At 73.1% G+C, this 14,540-nt stretch carries 14 protein-coding genes; 11 read left to right on the top strand and 3 right to left on the bottom strand.

What is annotated here, in order from left to right:
• The first annotated feature begins 20 nt into the window (after positions 1–20).
• The 11 genes from ACH4PU_RS10350 to ACH4PU_RS10400 all read left to right on the top strand — a co-directional run bounded on the left by ACH4PU_RS10350 (position 21) and on the right by ACH4PU_RS10400 (position 11,295).
• The gene (locus ACH4PU_RS10350) at positions 21–1,061 is read left to right on the top strand and encodes a helix-turn-helix transcriptional regulator (protein WP_398269004.1); all 1,041 of its coding nucleotides are present in this window, start codon (positions 21–23) and stop codon (positions 1,059–1,061) included.
• 105 nt (positions 1,062–1,166) lie between these two features.
• Positions 1,167–2,129, top strand: coding sequence for a YafY family protein (locus ACH4PU_RS10355; RefSeq protein ID WP_185944691.1), 963 nt, complete (start codon positions 1,167–1,169; stop codon positions 2,127–2,129).
• 10 nt (positions 2,130–2,139) lie between these two features.
• Positions 2,140–2,385 (top strand): hypothetical protein, encoded by a 246-nt coding sequence (locus ACH4PU_RS10360; RefSeq protein ID WP_185944692.1) that lies wholly within the window; start codon positions 2,140–2,142, stop codon positions 2,383–2,385.
• Positions 2,386–2,583: 198 nt separating this feature from the next.
• Complete coding sequence (locus ACH4PU_RS10365) at positions 2,584–2,799, top strand: hypothetical protein (RefSeq protein ID WP_398269008.1); 216 nt, start codon at positions 2,584–2,586, stop codon at positions 2,797–2,799.
• Between the two features lie 270 nt (positions 2,800–3,069).
• Complete coding sequence (tatA, locus tag ACH4PU_RS10370; protein WP_040889645.1) at positions 3,070–3,351, top strand: Sec-independent protein translocase subunit TatA; 282 nt, start codon at positions 3,070–3,072, stop codon at positions 3,349–3,351.
• Between the two features lie 65 nt (positions 3,352–3,416).
• Positions 3,417–4,394 carry a twin-arginine translocase subunit TatC gene (tatC, locus tag ACH4PU_RS10375; RefSeq protein ID WP_398269011.1) on the top strand — a complete coding sequence of 326 codons (978 nt, stop codon included), beginning with the start codon at positions 3,417–3,419 and terminating at the stop codon, positions 4,392–4,394.
• A 67-nt stretch (positions 4,395–4,461) separates the two neighbouring features.
• Positions 4,462–5,364, top strand: a complete 903-nt coding sequence (locus tag ACH4PU_RS10380; protein ID WP_398269014.1) for a diacylglycerol kinase — start codon at positions 4,462–4,464, stop codon at positions 5,362–5,364.
• 264 nt (positions 5,365–5,628) lie between these two features.
• On the top strand, positions 5,629–8,448 hold the full coding sequence (locus tag ACH4PU_RS10385) for a DEAD/DEAH box helicase (protein ID WP_398269017.1): 2,820 nt from the start codon (positions 5,629–5,631) through the stop codon (positions 8,446–8,448).
• 235 nt (positions 8,449–8,683) lie between these two features.
• On the top strand, positions 8,684–9,289 hold the full coding sequence (locus ACH4PU_RS10390) for a PadR family transcriptional regulator (RefSeq protein ID WP_398269879.1): 606 nt from the start codon (positions 8,684–8,686) through the stop codon (positions 9,287–9,289).
• Between the two features lie 210 nt (positions 9,290–9,499).
• On the top strand, positions 9,500–10,525 hold the full coding sequence (locus ACH4PU_RS10395; protein ID WP_398269020.1) for an ABC transporter ATP-binding protein: 1,026 nt from the start codon (positions 9,500–9,502) through the stop codon (positions 10,523–10,525).
• Entirely contained in the window at positions 10,522–11,295 is a 774-nt protein-coding gene (locus ACH4PU_RS10400; RefSeq protein WP_398269023.1) for an ABC transporter permease, read from the top strand. The genes ACH4PU_RS10395 and ACH4PU_RS10400 overlap by 4 nt, the downstream gene beginning before the upstream one ends.
• A 98-nt stretch (positions 11,296–11,393) precedes the next feature.
• Here the strand turns inward: ACH4PU_RS10400 and ACH4PU_RS10405 are convergent, their stop codons facing one another.
• The 3 genes from ACH4PU_RS10405 to ACH4PU_RS10415 form a co-directional block, all read right to left on the bottom strand.
• Positions 11,394–12,425, bottom strand: a complete 1,032-nt coding sequence (locus ACH4PU_RS10405) for a hypothetical protein (protein ID WP_398269026.1) — start codon at positions 12,423–12,425, stop codon at positions 11,394–11,396.
• Between the two features lie 189 nt (positions 12,426–12,614).
• Positions 12,615–13,499 carry a siderophore-interacting protein gene (locus ACH4PU_RS10410; protein WP_398269029.1) on the bottom strand — a complete coding sequence of 295 codons (885 nt, stop codon included), beginning with the start codon at positions 13,497–13,499 and terminating at the stop codon, positions 12,615–12,617.
• Positions 13,500–13,561: 62 nt separating this feature from the next.
• Positions 13,562–14,488: a 5'-3' exonuclease H3TH domain-containing protein gene (locus ACH4PU_RS10415; RefSeq protein ID WP_398269032.1), complete on the bottom strand. Its 927-nt coding sequence runs from the start codon at positions 14,486–14,488 to the stop codon at positions 13,562–13,564.
• Between the last annotated feature and the right edge of the window lie 52 nt (positions 14,489–14,540).

The following is a 14,540-nucleotide window of genomic DNA, read 5'->3' on the forward strand; positions in this document are numbered from 1 at the left end:
AAGAGGGCGAGAGGGCGTCGATGGCGATTGCCAAGGCCGAGCGGCTGATGAATCTGGCGCTGTGCCTGCTGGGGACGCGGCGTCCGCTCAGCAAGCGGGAGCTGCGGGGGTCGATCGAGGCTTACATCGAGGCCTTCGGGCCGGGGGGCGACGTGGCCTCCGGTGCGGATGTCGCGTCGGACGGTGACCCGGACGCCGCCCCGTCCCCCCGTACCGCCGGCACCGGCAGCGACGACGCCTTCAACCGCATGTTCGAGCGGGACAAGGAGGACCTCCGCGAGCTCGGCCTGATCATCGAGACGGTCGAGGGCATCGACGGCGAGACCGGCTACCTCGCCCGCCGGGACAGCAACCGCCTCCCCCCGATCACCCTCGACGTCGAGGAGTCCGCGGCGCTCGGCCTCGCCGCGAAGGTCTGGCAGCAGGCGCGGCTGGCGTCGGCCGCCAGCGGCGCGCTGCAGAAGCTGCGCGCGGCCGGCATGCCGCTGGCGGAGGACGCGTACGAGGGCGGCGCCCTGGAGACGCGGATCCCCGTGCACGAGGCGGCGTTCGAGCCGCTGATGCTGGCGGCGCGCGACCGCAGGACCGTCCTCTTCGACTACCGCAAGGCCAACGCGGCCCGCCCCGAGCAGCGGCACGTCGAGCCGTGGACGCTGGAGTGCTGGCGCGGGCACTGGTACCTGGCGGGCTGGGACCGCGACCGTGAGGCGGAGCGCGTCTTCCGCCTCTCCCGCATCACCGGCCGCGTCCGGTCGCGCGCCCTGCCCTTCACCGCGCCGGTCCCGGACCACGTCACCGTCCGCGAGACGGTGGAGAGCTGGGCGGGCGAGACGGCCACCGGCACCGCGCTGATCAAGGTCCGGGCGGGACACGGCTACCCACTGCGCGCCAAGGCCCTGGCCCGCCGCGACCTGGGCGACGGCTGGGACGAACTGGAGATCCCGTACGGGCACGGGCTGGACGCCTGGCTCGCCGAGTTCGGCCCGGACGTGGTGGTGCTGGAACCGGACGACCTGCGGGCCGACGTCCTCGACCGGCTGCGGGCCGTGGCCGCGGGCTGACGGCCGCCCGCCGGCGCGCTCCGGCGAGCGGACCCCTTCGGACACCCAGCGGACTTCGAGCAGGTTCGAGCGGACTTTCAACGGAAAGGTACGGACCGACCCCCCATGGCCGGAAACGCCATCGACCAGACCCGGCGGATGCTGTCACTGGTCACCTACCTGCGCGAGCGCCCCGGCGCCCGCGTCGCCGACGTCGCCCGGGCCTTCGGCATCACCGAGGACGAACTGATCGGCGACCTCGATGTACTGCCGATGTGCGGCACCAGCTTCCGTGGCGGCGACCTGCTGGACATCGACACCGACGGCGACCGCATCTGGTGGCACAACCCGGACGCGTCCGGCACCAGCACCGGCGAGCCGCTGCGGCTCGCCGCCGACGAGGCCACCGCCCTGCTGGTGGCCGCCCGCGCGGTGGCCACCCTCCCCGGTCTGCGGGAGAGCGACCGGCAGGCGCTGGTCCGCGCCACCGCCAAGATCGAGGCCGCGGCCGGGGAGACGGCGGGCGCCAGCTCCCGGCTCTCGGTCACCTTCGAGTCCGAGGGCGGCGTCTTCGCCGACGTCGACCGGGCCATCGCCGAGCGCCGCCGGCTCTGGGTCCGCTACTACTCGCCGGCCCGCGACGAGCTGACCGAGCGCGAGGTCGACCCGATCAGGCTGTTCGCCGTCGGCCACACCTATATGGAGGCGTGGTGCCGGCTCTCCGAGGCCCGGCGCACCTTCCGGCTGGACCGGGTGGCCGAGATCCGGCTGCTGGACGAGGTCTCCGACCCGCCGCCCGTCGAGCCCCGCGACCTGTCGGCCGGGCTGGTGCAGCCCGCGGCCGAGGACCCCGAGGTCGTCGTCGAGGTGGGCCCGGGCGGACGCTGGGTGGCCGAGTACTACCCGCACGACAGCGCCGAGGAACTGCCCGGTGGCGGTCTGCGGATCACCCTGCGCACCCCCGACCCCGCCTCGCTGCGCCGGCTGGCGCTGCGGCTGGGCCGGGACGGCCGGATCGTCTCGCCCCCGGAGCTGGCGGCGAGCGCCCGGGACGCGGCGCGCGAGGCCCTCGCGGCGTACGGCGGGTGAGGTGGGAGAGGTGAACGGGTACGCGCGGGAGCTGTCGGACGCGGTCTTCAAGGCCGCCTGCCCCGACTGCCGGGGGAGTTTCGAGCTGGCGGCCGGCGCCTTCCGGCTGGCGATCGGCGGCAGCCGGCGCACCACCTTCTACTCCTTCACCTGCCCCGACTGCGGCGCGTCGGTCCGCAAGCCGGCGGGGGAGCGGATCGTGCAGCTGCTGACCGGCGGGGGCGTGCGGACGCTGCGGCTGCACTCGCGGGTCTGACGGGGAGCGGGCGGGGTCCGTCCAGGGTCCGTCGGGGGCCGGTGGGGGTTCGGTGGGGATCTGTCCAGGGTCCGTCGGGGGTCCCGTGGGAGCCGTCAGGCGTTCGTCAGGCGTCCGGCGGGATCCGTCAAGGGGCCGTCGGACGGCGGCTCAGGGCCCGTGCCCGTCCGCCGTTCCGCCTTCGGTAGGTTCGTCCCCATGCTCTTCCCCATGCTGGCCGTCGCCCTCTCCTTCTGCGGCATCGCCGTGCTCGGCGTCCTCGCCGCGCTCGTCCTGGCGCAGGTGCGCCGGCTGGCCCGGCAGGTGGAGGAGAGCTCCCGGCGGATCGCCCGGGCGACCGAGGACCTGGAGCGGGCCGCCGCGCCGCTCGCGGCCGAGGCCGCGCGGGTGGCGCACGGCGCACGCCCGGAGTGACACCCGGCGCGGACGGGCGCCCCGGAAGCGTCCGACGGCCGTCTCCTGCGCCGGAACCGCTGGCGGTACGCTGGTGCGGGTGACCCTGCCGACGAAGCGGAGGGTCACCCGCGGGAACAGCGGGGGAACGGTGGGGAAGTACGCGCGGGGATTGCCCGGCGTTCATCCTTGCGCGTTACGATCGCTGCCGTACGACTGCTGGACAAAACGTCTTATCGGTCCACAGCTCCACACCCCTAAACCGCTTCGGTGAGAAGGTAAACGCTTATGTTGTTCGGACGGATCGGGGCCCCCGAGATCATCCTCATTCTCGTCGTTGTCGTGCTCTTGTTCGGCGCCAAGAAGCTCCCCGACATGGCGCGTGCCCTCGGCAAGTCCGCCCGCATCCTCAAGAGCGAGGCCAAGGCGATGAAGTCCGAGGGCAAGGACGCCGCGGCGCCCGCCGAGCCCGCGGACCAGCAGGCGGCGGCCCCGCGTACGATCAAGGCGGCCCCCGGCGACGTGACCTCGCGCCCGGTGCAGGAGCCGGCCGACCGTACGACGCAGCGCTGACGACCGAGGACGACTGGGGCGGCCGCCGGCAGGCGACCGTCCGCCGCACGAGATAGGGACGTGGGTTGCTCAAGCCTGCCCGCAAGAAGGAGAAGGATCCCGAGGGGCGGATGCCCCTCGCGGAGCACCTTCGTGAGCTGCGCAACCGGTTGGCGAAGTCGGTCATCGCGATCGTGATCGTCTCGATCGTCTCGTTCGTCTACTACCGCGAGATCATCGAGGTGTTCCAGCACCCGATCCAGCAGTCCATCGGCTGTGACCTCACCGTCAAGGAGCTGCTGGAGGCCAAGTCCGGCACCAGGACCAAGTGCGGCACCCTCACGATGTCGGGGCTGACCGGGCCCTTCGCCCTGTCGATGAAGGTGGCCATGGTCTCCGGTCTGGTGCTGTCCAGCCCGGTGTGGCTCTACCAGCTCTGGGCCTTCCTGGCCCCGGGCCTGCACCGGCACGAGAAGAAGTACGCGCTCAGCTTCGTCTCGGCGGGCGTGCCGCTTTTCGCCGCGGGCGCCTGGTTCGCCTACACGATCATGCCCACGGCCGCCAAGGTGCTGATCGAGTTCACACCGGACGGGGTCACCAACCTCGTACCGCTGGACGACCTCCTCGACCTGATCATGCGGATGATCATCGTCTTCGGTCTCTCCTTCGAGCTGCCGCTGCTGCTCATGCTGCTCAACTTCGGCGGGATTCTCACCGGTCGCCGGATGCTGGGCTGGTGGCGCGGCATGATCATGGGCGTCACGATCTTCGCGGCCGTGGCGACGCCGACCGTAGACCCGTACTCGATGTTCATGCTGGCCGGGCCGATCGTCGCGCTCTACTTCATCGCCGTCGGCATCGCCCTGGCCAACGACAAGCGCAGAGGCAGGGCCAACCCGGACCGTCTCCTCGACGACGATGAGGCGGCGCCCCTGGACCTGACGCCGGAGTCGGTCGGCGACGTGGAGCCGCTGCCCGCTCTGGACCGGTCGGGGCGTGAGTCCGGTCGTGACGGGCACAACGGGCAGCCGGTGCGGCGGAACGGGTACGACGACTTCACCTGATCCTGATCCGCGTTCTTCGGGGCGGCAGTCGGTATACGGCTGCCGCCCCTTCGCGTAGGGTCCGCGCGTGACCAGCGACATCACCCTCTTCGTCAATCCGGCGGCCGGCCGGGGCCGCGGTGCCCGTGCCGCGCGGCCCGCCGCCCGGGTGCTGCGCGCGGCCGGGCACTCCGTCCGTACCGTCGTGGGTGCCGACGAGGCCGACGCGCTGCGGCGGGCCCGGGAGGCGGTCGCCGGCGGCACCGGCGCGCTGATCGCCGTGGGCGGGGACGGGCTGGTCTCGCTCGCGCTTCAGGCCGTCGCCGGCACGCTGACCCCGCTGGGCGTCGTCGCCGTCGGGACCGGCAACGACTTCGCCCGCGCCAACCGGCTGCCCGTCCGGGACCCGGAGGCGGCGGCGCGTCTGATCGCCGGGTCGCTGAAAGGGGACGGGGGTGTGCCCCGTGACCTGGGGAGGGTGGTCGGCGGTCCGTACTTCGGGACCGTGCTCGCCTCCGGCTTCGACTCGCGCGTCAACGACCGCGGCAACCGGATGCGGTTCCCCTCCGGGCGGCTCCGGTACGACCTCGCGCTGCTCGCGGAGCTCGCCGCGCTGCGGCCGATTCCCTACCGGCTGCGGTTCGACGACGGGCCGGAGCGGCAGGTCGAGGCGACGCTCGTCGCCGTCGGGAACGGCGGGTCGTACGGGGGCGGCATGCGGATCTGCGGGGACGCGCGGATGGACGACGGGCTGTTCGATGTGACGGTGGTGGGGGCCTGTGGGCGGGGGGAGCTGCTGCGGGTGTTTCCCCGTGTTTATCGGGGGACGCATCTTTCGCATCCGAAGGTGCGGGTGTTTCGGGCGGCGCGGGTGTCGCTGGAAGCGGTGGGTGTTACGGCGTATGCGGATGGGGAGCGGGTGGGGGCTTTGCCGGTGGTCGCGGAGACGGTGCCGGGTGCGGTGCGGGTGCTGGGGGCTCGGGGGGAGTGAGCCCCGGTCCCGCCCCTTCGCCGATTCCCGGGGGGCAAGCCCCCGGACCCCCGAAACCGCGCTCCGCGCGGTTGTCCTCAATCGCCGGACGGGCTGGAATCAGCCCGTCCGGCGATTGAGGACGAGCGACGAAGCCGCGAAAGGGGGTCTGGGGCGTAGCCCCAGGAATCGGCGAAGGGGCGGGACCGGGGCACAGCCGCCCGCAGGGCCCCCTTGGTAAAGATCGCGTGCCTGTCCGACCCGCCCGGTAGGCTCGTAGACAAGATGACCGACGACATGTCCCCTGCTGAGCGCTATGCCCTGGCGAAGCGACGCGCCGCGGAGCAGGCCACCGCGCTGGCCTCCTTCCGTGAGATGTACGACTTCGAGCTGGATCCGTTCCAGATCGACGCCTGCGAGGCCCTGGAGGCCGGAAAGGGGGTGCTGGTCGCGGCGCCGACCGGCTCCGGCAAGACCATCGTGGGCGAGTTCGCCGTCCACCTGGCCCTCCGCGAGGGCCGCAAGTGCTTCTACACCACCCCTATCAAGGCGCTGTCCAACCAGAAGTACAACGACCTGGTCAAGCGCTACGGCGCGGAAAAGGTCGGGCTGCTGACCGGCGACAACAGCGTCAACTCCGACGCCCCGGTGCTCGTGATGACCACCGAGGTGCTGCGGAACATGCTGTACGCCGGGTCCCAGGCCCTGAACGGGCTGGGTCACGTGGTCATGGACGAGGTGCACTACCTCTCCGACCGCTTCCGCGGCGCCGTCTGGGAAGAGGTGATCATCCACCTGCCCGAGTCGGTGACGCTGGTGTCCCTGTCGGCGACGGTCTCCAACGCCGAGGAGTTCGGCGACTGGCTGGACACCGTCCGGGGCGACACCGAGGTGATCGTCTCGGAGCACCGGCCCGTGCCGCTGTGGCAGCACGTGCTGGCCGGGCGGCGGATGTACGACCTGTTCGAGGAGAAGACGGGTCCGGACGGCACGCCCGTCACCGGCCGCCGGGAGGTCAACCCGGACCTCGTACGGCTGGCCCGGATGGAGAACAGCCGGCCGTTCGGCCGCGACCGCCGCCGCGGCAAGATGCTGCGGGAGGCCGACCGCGAGCGGGAGCGGCGGCAGCGCAGCCGGATCTGGACCCCCAGCCGGGTCGAGGTCATCGAACGGCTGGACGCCGAGGGCCTGTTGCCCGCCATCACCTTCATCTTCAGCCGCGCCGGCTGCGAGTCCGCCGTCCAGCAGTGCCTCTACGCCGGGCTGCGGCTCAACGACGACGAGGCCCGGGCCCGGGTGCGGTCGATCGTGGAGGAGCGCACGGCCGCGCTCCCCGACGAGGACCTGCACGTCCTGGGCTACTTCGAGTGGCTGGAGGGGCTGGAGCGGGGCATCGCCGCGCACCACGCCGGGATGCTGCCGACCTTCAAGGAGGTCGTCGAGGAGCTCTTCGTCAAGGGCCTGGTGAAGGCGGTCTTCGCCACCGAGACGCTGGCCCTGGGCATCAACATGCCCGCCCGGTCGGTGGTGTTGGAGAAGCTCGTCAAGTGGAACGGCGAGCAGCACGCGGACATCACCCCCGGCGAGTACACCCAGTTGACCGGCCGGGCCGGGCGGCGGGGCATCGACGTCGAGGGGCACGCGGTCGTGCTCTGGCAGCGGGCCATGGACCCGGGTGCCCTCGCGGGCCTGGCCGGCACCCGGACGTATCCGCTCCGGTCGAGCTTCAAGCCGTCGTACAACATGGCGGTCAACCTCGTCTCCCAGTTCGGCCGGCACCGGTCGCGGGAGCTGCTGGAGACCTCGTTCGCCCAGTTCCAGGCGGACCGTTCGGTCGTCGGCATCTCGCGGCAGGTGCAGAAGAACGAGGAGGGCCTGGCGGGCTACCGCGAGGCGATCACCTGCCACCTCGGCGACTTCGACGAGTACGCGCGGCTGCGCCGGGAGCTGAAGGAGCGGGAGACCGAGCTGGCCAAGCAGGGCGCCGCCCAGCGCCGGGCCGCCGCGGCCGCCGCCCTGGAGAAGCTCAAGCCGGGCGACGTGATCCACGTGCCGACCGGCAAGTTCGCCGGGCTCGCGCTGGTGCTGGACCCCGGGCTGCCCGGCCGTGCCGACCGTTCCCGCGGCTACGACTACGAGGGTCCGCGCCCCCTCGTCCTCACCGCCGAGCGGCAGGTCAAGCGGCTGGCGGCGCTCGACTTCCCGGTGCCCGTGGAGCCGCTGGAGCGGATGCGCATCCCGCGCACGTTCAACCCGCGCAGCCCGCAGTCCCGTCGCGACCTCGCGTCGGCGCTGCGCACCAAGGCCGGGCACATCGTGCCCGAGCGGCACCGCAAGGGCCGGTCGGCGGCGGTCGACGACGCCGAGATCTCCCGGCTCCGGACGGCGATCCGGGCGCACCCCTGCCACGGCTGCGACGAGCGTGAGGACCACGCCCGGTGGGCCGAGCGCTACCACCGGCTGCAGCGGGACACCCGGCAGCTGGAGCGGCGGATCGAGGGCCGGACGAACACCATCGCCCGGACCTTCGACCGGATCTGCGCGCTCCTGACCGACCTCGACTATCTGCGGAACGACGAGGTGACCGAGCAGGGCCGGCGTCTCGCCCGGCTCTACGGCGAGCTGGACCTGCTCGCCTCCGAGTGCCTGCGCGAGGGCGTCTGGGACGGGCTGGCCCCGGCCGAGCTGGCGGCCTGCGCGTCCGCGCTGGTCTACGAGGCGCGGATGAGCGACGACGCGGTGGCGCCCAAGCTGCCCTCCGGCGAGGCCAAGGCGGCGCTGGGGGAGATGGTCCGCATCTGGGGCCGGCTGGACGCCCTGGAGGAGGCGCACCGGATCAACCAGGCGGAGGGCGTGGGCCAGCGCGAGCCCGACCTCGGGTTCGCCTGGGCCGCCTACCGCTGGGCCTCCGGGCACGGGCTGGACGAGGTGCTGCGCGAGATCGAGATGCCGGCCGGCGACTTCGTCCGCTGGACCAAGCAGCTGATCGACGTCCTCGGCCAGATCGCGGCCGCCGCGCCGCACGGCAGCCCGGTCGCGCGGAACGCGCGCAAGGCGGTCGACGGGTTGCTGCGGGGTGTGGTGGCTTACTCGTCGGTGGGGTGACCCGCGCCGAATCCTTGTCGAGAGCCCGTTCCCGGACGTCGTCCGGGGGCGGGCTCTCTCGCGTCCGTCCCTGTTTCCCGATGCCCCCCGATGCCCTCCGATGTTTTCCGAGACGCGATACATCGCGGACTTGCCTCCTGCGGGTAACGCGATATGCTTGTGGACGGATATACGACGACGAGGAGTCGACGTGGCAGTCCGCCGCAAGCTGAGCAACCCCCTGGCGCTGGCCGTCATGGTCACGCTGTTCGAACGGCCGATGCACCCGTACGAGATCGCCAGGGTGCTGCGGCTGCGGGGCAAGGATCAGAGCATCAAGATCAACTACGGTTCGCTCTACACCGTGGTGCGCAACCTGGAGAAGCACGGCTTCGTCGAGGAGGCGGGCACCGACCGCCGGGGCAACCGCCCGGAGCGCACGCTCTACGGGCTCACCCCCGCCGGGCGGCGGGAGGCGCGCGACTGGCTCGCCGACCTGGTGGCCGTTCCGGTGCGGGAGTACCCGCTGTTCGAGACGGCCCTGTCGCTGCTCATGGCGCTGCCGTACGACGAGGCCCGCGCCCTGTTCGACGACCGGATCGCCGCCCGCGAGGGTGAGGCCGCCGGGCACCGGGAGGCGCTCCGGGACCTCGACGGCACGCTGCCCCGGCTGCTGCTCGTCGAGACGGAGTTCCGGCTGCACATGCTGGAGGCCGAGCTGAACTGGCTCCACGGCTTCCGCGCCGATCTAGACCGGGGCGCGGTCGGCGGTACGGACGAGTGGCGCGAGCTGAGCGAGACCGGCCGGCTACCGGAGACCCTGCGGAAACTGGAGGAGGCCGCGAACGACGACGCGGACTGAGACATGAGAAAGGGGCCCGGCGGGCGCTGTTGGCGCAGCGCCCACCGGGCCCCGGAACCCCGAACGGGCCTGCGGGGCAGGCCGGCTGTCGAGGTGCGGCACACCCAGGATAGCCCGGCACCCCCGTGGACCGGTTCGTCATACACCCGAATCCGGCGGCACCGGATTCGGCGTGCACCGAACCCACCGACACACGGAGGCCGCTCAGCCATGAGCACAGCCATGCCCGTCGGCACCGCCGCGCCCGCCATCGAGGCGCGCGGGCTGACCAAGACCTACCCTGGCGGGGTGACCGCCCTGGACGGGCTCGACCTGACCGTCCGGGCCGGCACCGTCTTCGGGCTCCTCGGCCCCAACGGCGCCGGCAAGTCCACCACCGTCAAGATCCTCACCACCCTGGCCCGGCCCGACGCCGGCACCGCGTCCGTCGCCGGCCACGACGTCCTCCGCCGGCCCGAGCGCGTACGCCGCGCCATCGGCGTGGTCGCCCAGCGCTCCGGGGCCGACCCCACGGCCACCGGCCGCGAGAACCTGCTGCTCCAGGGTCGGCTGTACGGTCTCAGGGGCGCCGCCCTCGCCGCCCGCGCCGACGAGCTGCTGGTCCGCTTCGCCCTCACCGACGCGGCCGGCCGGCCCGCCCGGACGTACTCCGGCGGCATGCTGCGCCGGCTCGACGTCGCGATCGGTCTGGTCCACCGGCCCGAGGTGCTGTTCCTCGACGAGCCGACGACCGGGCTCGACCCCGAGGCGCGGACGGCCATGTGGGACGAGATCGGCCGGCTCGCCGGGGAGGAGGGGCTGAGCATCCTGCTCACCACCCACTACCTGGACGAGGCCGACCGGCTCGCCGAGCGGATCGCCATCGTCGACCGCGGGCGCGTCGTCACCACGGGCACGCCCGACGGGCTCAAGGGCGAACTGCGCGGCGACGCCGTGCACGTGGAGCTGCGCGATCCGGTGGATCCGGCGGCCGGACCGTCCCTCGCGGCGGCGCTCGGCGCGTCCGCCGGCGTCCGAGAGGCCGTCCTCGACGGGCGCCGGCTGAGCGCCCGGGCGGACGACGGCGCCGCCGCCGTCCCCGCCGTCCTGGCCGCGCTCGCCGGGGCCGGCGTTCCGGTCGCGTCCGTCACCGTCGCCCGGCCCTCGCTCGACGACGTCTACCTGCGGCACGCGGGGCGGCGCTTCGCGGACGTGGACGCGGACGCGAACGCCGTTCCGGCGGGGGGTGTGCGATGAGTGTCGCCCTTCGGCACACGTGGTACATGACGCAGCGTCAACTGATGGGCGTGGTGCGGCAGCCCGCCTTTCTGGTGGTCACCCTGATCCAGCCGGTGATCTGGCTGTTCCTCTTCGGCGCCCTGTTCCGCCGGGTGGTCGAGCTGCCCGGCTTCGGCGGCAGCTACCTCGACTACCTGGTGCCGGGGGTCGTCGTCATGAGCGCCCTCTCCAGCGCCATGTGGGCGGGGATGAGCACGCTGGACGAGATAGAGCGCGGCACGCTCAACAGGTTCCTCACCACACCGGTGAGCCGGGGCGCGCTGATCAACGCCAACGTCGTGCAGCAGGCCGTGAGCACGGCCGTCCAGTCGGTCGTCATCGTGCTGCTCGGGCTGGCCGGCGGTGCGGAGTATCCCGGTGGGGCCGGCGGGCTGGCCTTGCTGGTGCTGGCCTCCGTATTGCTGGCCGTGGTGACGGGGGCGGTGTCCAACACGATCGGTGTGCTGGCCCGGCAGCGTGAGTCGATCATCGCGCTCAACACGTTTCTGCTGCTGCCGCTGACGTTCGTCTCGTCCGCCTTCATGAAGCCGGGGTTGATGCCGGGATGGATGCGGCACGCCGTCGACTTCAATCCCGTCGACTGGGCGCTGGTCATGAGCCGGTCCGCTCTGGCGGGTGACCCGGACTGGGGCCTGGTGCTGGTGCGGGGTGGGGCGCTGCTGGCGGCCGGGGTGGTCGCGGTGTGGGTCTCGGGGCGGACGTTCCGGGCTTATCAGCGGTCCGTGTAGGTCCCTGTAGGCCCGGGTGGGGGCGGGGCCCCGGCTTGGTCCCGCCCCGGTCCCTCCTGTGGAAGGGGGGACTCCCGACAGGCTGGGCGATGCCCGGGCTACCAGGACTTGTCAGGCCGCTTCCGTGCCCGCCTGCGGCGGCGGCCGACGAGGAAGTACGTGGTCGAGGCCGCCACCAGGGCCGCGGCGGACGCGATGCCGACGATCGTGCCGGTGCCCGGGCCGCCGTCGCCGGCTCCGGCGCCGTGGTCGCCGCCCTCGGAACCGTCCTCGTCGGGGGCGGTCTCGCTGGTCCGGTCGACGATCTCCTTGTACGCGTGGGGGCCGGCGCAGAAGTCGCGGTTGGCCGGGTCCATGGCCTTCGGCACGGTGAGTTTCACCGACTCCAAGGGGGAGTCCTCCTCCTCGTCCCCGCCACCGGCCACGAGGTCCACGGCGTAGGTGCCGGGCTGGACGTCGCAGCGCACCATGCCGGCGAGGTCGGTCCACCAGCCGTCGGCCTTGCCCTCCTTGAAGTTCTCGGACAGGCGCTTGACGGGGGCGACGAAGGCGGGGGAGCGGAGGACGAGGGCGTCGTGCGCGTCGAGGGTGGCCCGGTCGGTGGTGATGGTGAACACGGCCTCGCCACCGCGCTGCGGCTCGCGGCCGCCGGGGCGCAGGCGCAGCGTGGAGGCGCCGGCCGGGCCGGTGGACGCGGTGGGGCGGGGCGAGCCGCCGTCGCAGGCGCCGGTGTGCCCGCCGGTCACCGTCAGCCGCGTGGCCGCCGCGGGGTTTCCCGTGCCGTTCAGCAGCACCCGGACCGGGTGCTCGCCGGGCCGGGCGTCGCAGCGGACGCGGCCGCGGACTGGCATGGTGGTGTCGTCGGCCTTGTTGTGGCCGAAGTCCTTCTTGGGGACGGTGATCTTCGCGTCGAAGACGGGTGACTCCACCACTATGGAGTCGACTCCCTCGGGGGCGGGGCCCTCCAGGGTCACGACGAATTCGGCGTCGCCGCCGCGTGGGGTCGGGGCCGCGCGGGTGATCTCCGTGTGCGGCATGGCCGGGGCGGGCGTGGCGAGGACGGGACCGGCCGTCGCCAGGGCGAGGACCGCGGCGGCCGTGCTCGCGAGGGATATCCGTGCGGGGCGCATGGCGCTGAGCCTATCCCCGCGGGGTCGGGGGTGGGGGCGGGCCGGGGGGTTGGTGGAGTGCCCCAGTCCCGCCCTTTCACCGTTTCTTGCGGGGGCGAGCCCCCGCACCCCCAGCGCGCCTGCGGCGCGCGTCCTCAAGCGCCGGACGGGCTGGAGGGGGGGGCGGGGGGAAGCGTTCGCGTGCTGCCCTCAGACGCCGGACGGGCTGGAGAGGACGGCGGGGCCGGTCGCCGTCTCCTGTTCCGCCTCCACCTGCTGGTTCCACTCGCGCTTGGACGCCTGCCAGCCGTCCTCGTCGTGGCCCCGGCGCCAGTAGCCGGAGATCGAGAGGCGTTCGCGGGGGATCTCGCGCTCCAGGCGCAGGTGGCGGCGGAGTTCCTTGACGAAGCCGGCCTCGCCGTGGACGAAGGCGTGGACGTCACCGGGCGGGAAGTCGAGGGAGCGGACGGCGGTCACGAGGGCCTCGCCGACGGGGGCGGCGCCGCGGTGCAGCCAGGTCACCTCGATGCCGGGGGCGAGGTCGAGCTTCTGCTCCTCGTCCTCGTGGGCGATCTCGACGAACGCCCGGACGGTGGCCTCGGGGTGGGTCGCCGACAGCCGTTCCAGGGCGGCGGCGATGGCGGGGAGGGCGCTCTCGTCGCCCGCGAGGAGGTGCCAGTCGGCCTCCGGGTCGGGCGCGTAGGCGCCGCCCGGGCCCATGAACAGCACCTCGGCGCCCGGCTCGACGCGGGCGGCCCAGGGGCCGGCCAGGCCCTCGTCGCCGTGGACCACGAAGTCGACGGCGAGTTCGCGGGCGAGGCGGTCGAAGGAGCGCACGGTGTACGTCCGGGTGCGCGGCCACTGGTCGCGCGGCAGGTCCCGGCGGATGACCTCCATGTCGAAGGGCTCCGGGTAGGCGACGCCTTCGTAGGGGAAGAGGATCTTGATGTAGTGGTCCGTGAACTCCCCGGCCGGGAGCGCGTCCAGGGCTTCGCCGCCCAGGACCACCCGTGTCATGTGCGGCGTCAGGTGCTCGGTGCGCAGCACGTGCGCCCGGTGGACCGGACGTTTCCTGGGGGCGGGGCGGTCTGCCATTGGACGGTCTCCCTGAGCACGCGCGGGTTACGAGATCTTAGTTAGGAATGCCTAACCTAACACTACTCCTCCCCGGGAAGGGCGGACAGCAGCCGCTGCAAGGATCCGCCCAGCCCCCATCGCTCGGCCAGCATCCCCAGGGCGCGCGCGTCGCGCGGGCCGGCCGGCAGGGCCGCGTCGAACGGCGGCAGCGCCACGTCGGACGCCACCCGCACCACCTTCGGCGCCACCGCCAGATACGGCCGTGCCTCGTCCAGCCGCCGGCGCTGCGCCGGGGTCAGCCTGGACCCCGGGTCGGCCACGGCCGCCAGGATGCCCGCCAGGTCGCCGTACGTGGCCAGCAGCTTCGCCGCCGTCTTCTCGCCGACCCCCGGCACCCCGGGCAGTCCGTCGCTGGGGTCGCCGCGCAGCAGCGCCAGGTCGGCGTAGCCGGGGCCGTCCACCCCGTACTTCTCCCGTAGTACCGCCTCGTCCACCATCTGGAGCGTGCCGACGCCCTTCACCGGGTACAGCACGCGCACCCCGCGGGCGTCGTCGACGAGCTGGTAGAGGTCCCGGTCGCCGGTGACGACGTCCACCGGGCCGGCGGCCCGCGCGGTGAGCGTGCCGATCACGTCGTCGGCCTCGTACCCCGGCGCGCCGACGCGGGCGATGCCCACCGCGTCCAGTACCTGCTCGATCACCGGCACCTGGGGGGAGAGGGTGTCCGGCACCTCCTCCTCGTCCGTGCCCTCCGCCACTTCCTCGGCCACCCGGTGCGCCTTGTAGGAGGGGATCAGGTCCACGCGCCACTGCGGGCGCCAGTCCTCGTCCATGCAGGCCACCAGGTCGTCCGGGTGGTGGTCCTGGACGAGGCGGGCGATGAAGTCCAGCAGGCCGCGCACCGCGTTCACGGGCGTGCCGTCGGGGGCCCGCACCGACTCCGGCACGCCGAAGTACGCGCGGAAGTAGAGGGAGGCCGTGTCGAGGAGCATCAGGCGTCGCGTCACACCCCGATCATGCCGTACGCCACTGACACACCTCCCGCCCCATGTGAAGTGG

This window comes from Streptomyces sp. NPDC021100, assembly GCF_044333095.1.
In the GTDB taxonomy this organism is placed as follows: Bacteria; Actinomycetota; Actinomycetes; order Streptomycetales; family Streptomycetaceae; genus Streptomyces.

What these genes read in the sequence shown, in the direction of transcription:
- ACH4PU_RS10350 (WP_398269004.1), top strand. Translation starts at nt 21, where the DNA reads ATGGCGATTGCCAAGGCCGAGCGGCTGATGAATCTGGCGCTGTGCCTG.
- ACH4PU_RS10355 (WP_185944691.1), top strand. Translation starts at nt 1,167, where the DNA reads ATGGCCGGAAACGCCATCGACCAGACCCGGCGGATGCTGTCACTGGTC.
- ACH4PU_RS10365 (WP_398269008.1), top strand. Translation starts at nt 2,584, where the DNA reads ATGCTCTTCCCCATGCTGGCCGTCGCCCTCTCCTTCTGCGGCATCGCC.
- ACH4PU_RS10385 (WP_398269017.1), top strand. Translation starts at nt 5,629, where the DNA reads ATGACCGACGACATGTCCCCTGCTGAGCGCTATGCCCTGGCGAAGCGA.
- ACH4PU_RS10390 (WP_398269879.1), top strand. Translation starts at nt 8,684, where the DNA reads ATGGTCACGCTGTTCGAACGGCCGATGCACCCGTACGAGATCGCCAGG.
- ACH4PU_RS10395 (WP_398269020.1), top strand. Translation starts at nt 9,500, where the DNA reads ATGAGCACAGCCATGCCCGTCGGCACCGCCGCGCCCGCCATCGAGGCG.
- ACH4PU_RS10400 (WP_398269023.1), top strand. Translation starts at nt 10,522, where the DNA reads ATGAGTGTCGCCCTTCGGCACACGTGGTACATGACGCAGCGTCAACTG.
- ACH4PU_RS10405 (WP_398269026.1), bottom strand. Translation starts at nt 12,425, where the DNA reads ATGCGCCCCGCACGGATATCCCTCGCGAGCACGGCCGCCGCGGTCCTC.
- ACH4PU_RS10410 (WP_398269029.1), bottom strand. Translation starts at nt 13,499, where the DNA reads ATGGCAGACCGCCCCGCCCCCAGGAAACGTCCGGTCCACCGGGCGCAC.